We start from the raw sequence: 2,375 nt of genomic DNA on the forward strand, positions 1-2,375 counted from the left end.
AAAAAAAGAATGACACGTTCATAGACATATTGAATTGACAGCACAAATTTGTAGCAATACAGATTTGAAAATTAAGAGAGAGTAAGATTTTTCGATTATTATTGAAAAGACTAGCGACTTGAATCGAAAACATTAGTTGATTTATCAACTTAACAACATACGATGAAGAGTTTGATCCTGGCTCAGGATGAACGCTAGCGGCAGGCCTAACACATGCAAGTCGAGGGGTAGAGTTCTTCGGAACTTGAGACCGGCGCACGGGTGCGTAACGCGTATGCAATCTACCTTATACAGGGGAATAGCCCAGAGAAATTTGGATTAATGCCCCATAGTATTATTGAATGGCATCATTTGATAATTAAAGTTCCAACGGTATAAGATGAGCATGCGTCCCATTAGTTAGTTGGTAAGGTAACGGCTTACCAAGACAATGATGGGTAGGGGTCCTGAGAGGGAGATCCCCCACACTGGTACTGAGACACGGACCAGACTCCTACGGGAGGCAGCAGTGAGGAATATTGGTCAATGGGCGCAAGCCTGAACCAGCCATGCCGCGTGCAGGAAGAAGCATCTATGGTGTGTAAACTGCTTTTATACAGGAAGAAACAACTCTACGTGTAGAGTCTTGACGGTACTGTAAGAATAAGGACCGGCTAACTCCGTGCCAGCAGCCGCGGTAATACGGAGGGTCCAAGCGTTATCCGGAATCATTGGGTTTAAAGGGTCCGTAGGCGGTCTTATAAGTCAGTGGTGAAAGCCCATCGCTCAACGATGGAACTGCCATTGATACTGTAAGACTTGAATACTTGTGAAGTAACTAGAATATGTAGTGTAGCGGTGAAATGCTTAGATATTACATGGAATACCAATTGCGAAGGCAGGTTACTAACAAGTTATTGACGCTGATGGACGAAAGCGTGGGGAGCGAACAGGATTAGATACCCTGGTAGTCCACGCCGTAAACGATGGATACTAGCTGTTCGGAGCAATCTGAGTGGCTAAGCGAAAGTGATAAGTATCCCACCTGGGGAGTACGCACGCAAGTGTGAAACTCAAAGGAATTGACGGGGGCCCGCACAAGCGGTGGAGCATGTGGTTTAATTCGATGATACGCGAGGAACCTTACCAGGGCTTAAATGTAGATTGACAGGACTGGAAACAGTTTTTTCTTCGGACAATTTACAAGGTGCTGCATGGTTGTCGTCAGCTCGTGCCGTGAGGTGTCAGGTTAAGTCCTATAACGAGCGCAACCCCTGTCGTTAGTTGCCAGCGAGTCATGTCGGGAACTCTAACGAGACTGCCAGTGTAAACTGTGAGGAAGGTGGGGATGACGTCAAATCATCACGGCCCTTACGTCCTGGGCCACACACGTGCTACAATGGTAGGTACAGAGAGCAGCCACTGCGCGAGCAGGAGCGAATCTACAAAACCTATCTCAGTTCGGATCGGAGTCTGCAACTCGACTCCGTGAAGCTGGAATCGCTAGTAATCGGATATCAGCCATGATCCGGTGAATACGTTCCCGGGCCTTGTACACACCGCCCGTCAAGCCATGGAAGCTGGGGGTGCCTGAAGTCGGTGACCGCAAGGAGCTGCCTAGGGTAAAACTAGTAACTAGGGCTAAGTCGTAACAAGGTAGCCGTACCGGAAGGTGCGGCTGGAACACCTCCTTTCTAGAGAAGAAACGAGAAGCTATCTTTACGATACGATAAATATTACTCTCGCTGTTAATTCAAATAATACAAATAAGTAAAAACAGAGTCTCGTAGCTCAGCTGGTTAGAGTACTACACTGATAATGTAGGGGTCCCCAGTTCGAGTCTGGGCGGGACTACTATGTTTTACTTAGGAAATTCTGGAAGTTGAGAATTCACAATTCATAATTCTGAATTCTAAATTCTGAATTCAAATTGGGGGATTAGCTCAGCTGGCTAGAGCGCCTGCCTTGCACGCAGGAGGTCATCGGTTCGACTCCGATATTCTCCACAGTTCCGAAAGGAAAAAAGTTCATTGACATATTGAGATAAAAATATTTAAAAAGTAGAAAGTACAGTAGATACATGATTAATCATGTATTTATAAAGAAAGTCCTATTTTTATTTATAAAAATAGGCGGCACATAAGCAAAATAAGGGCGTATGGGGGATGCCTAGGCTCTCAGAGGCGATGAAGGACGTGATAAGCTGCGAAAAGCTACGGGGATTGGCACACACGAATTGATCCGTAGATATCCGAATGGGGCAACCCAATGCATTGAAGATGCATTACCCGATAGGGGGCAAACCCGCTGAACTGAAACATCTAAGTAGGCGGAGGAGAAGAAAACAAAAGTGATTCCGTAAGTAGTGGCGAGCGAACGCGGATTAGCCCAAACCA

2 tRNA genes and 2 rRNA genes (1 of these 4 running past the window's edge) are annotated in these 2,375 nt (G+C 46.1%); all 4 read left to right on the plus strand.

Annotated features, from left to right (window positions below):
- Positions 1–159: 159 nt before the first annotated feature.
- Positions 160–1,673 (plus strand): 16S ribosomal RNA (locus tag AAEO58_RS13400).
- 86 nt (positions 1,674–1,759) lie between these two features.
- A tRNA-Ile gene (locus AAEO58_RS13405) sits at positions 1,760–1,833 on the plus strand.
- 78 nt (positions 1,834–1,911) lie between these two features.
- Positions 1,912–1,985, plus strand: a tRNA-Ala gene (locus AAEO58_RS13410).
- A 131-nt stretch (positions 1,986–2,116) separates the two neighbouring features.
- Positions 2,117–2,375: ribosomal RNA gene (locus AAEO58_RS13415) — 23S ribosomal RNA — on the plus strand; it runs 2,703 nt beyond the window's last position.
- The 16S and 23S rRNA genes sit together here with 2 tRNA genes alongside, the layout of an rRNA operon.

The sequence above is a fragment of the Flavobacterium helocola genome (assembly GCF_038289885.1).
GTDB classification, from domain to species: Bacteria; Bacteroidota; Bacteroidia; order Flavobacteriales; family Flavobacteriaceae; genus Flavobacterium; species Flavobacterium cheniae.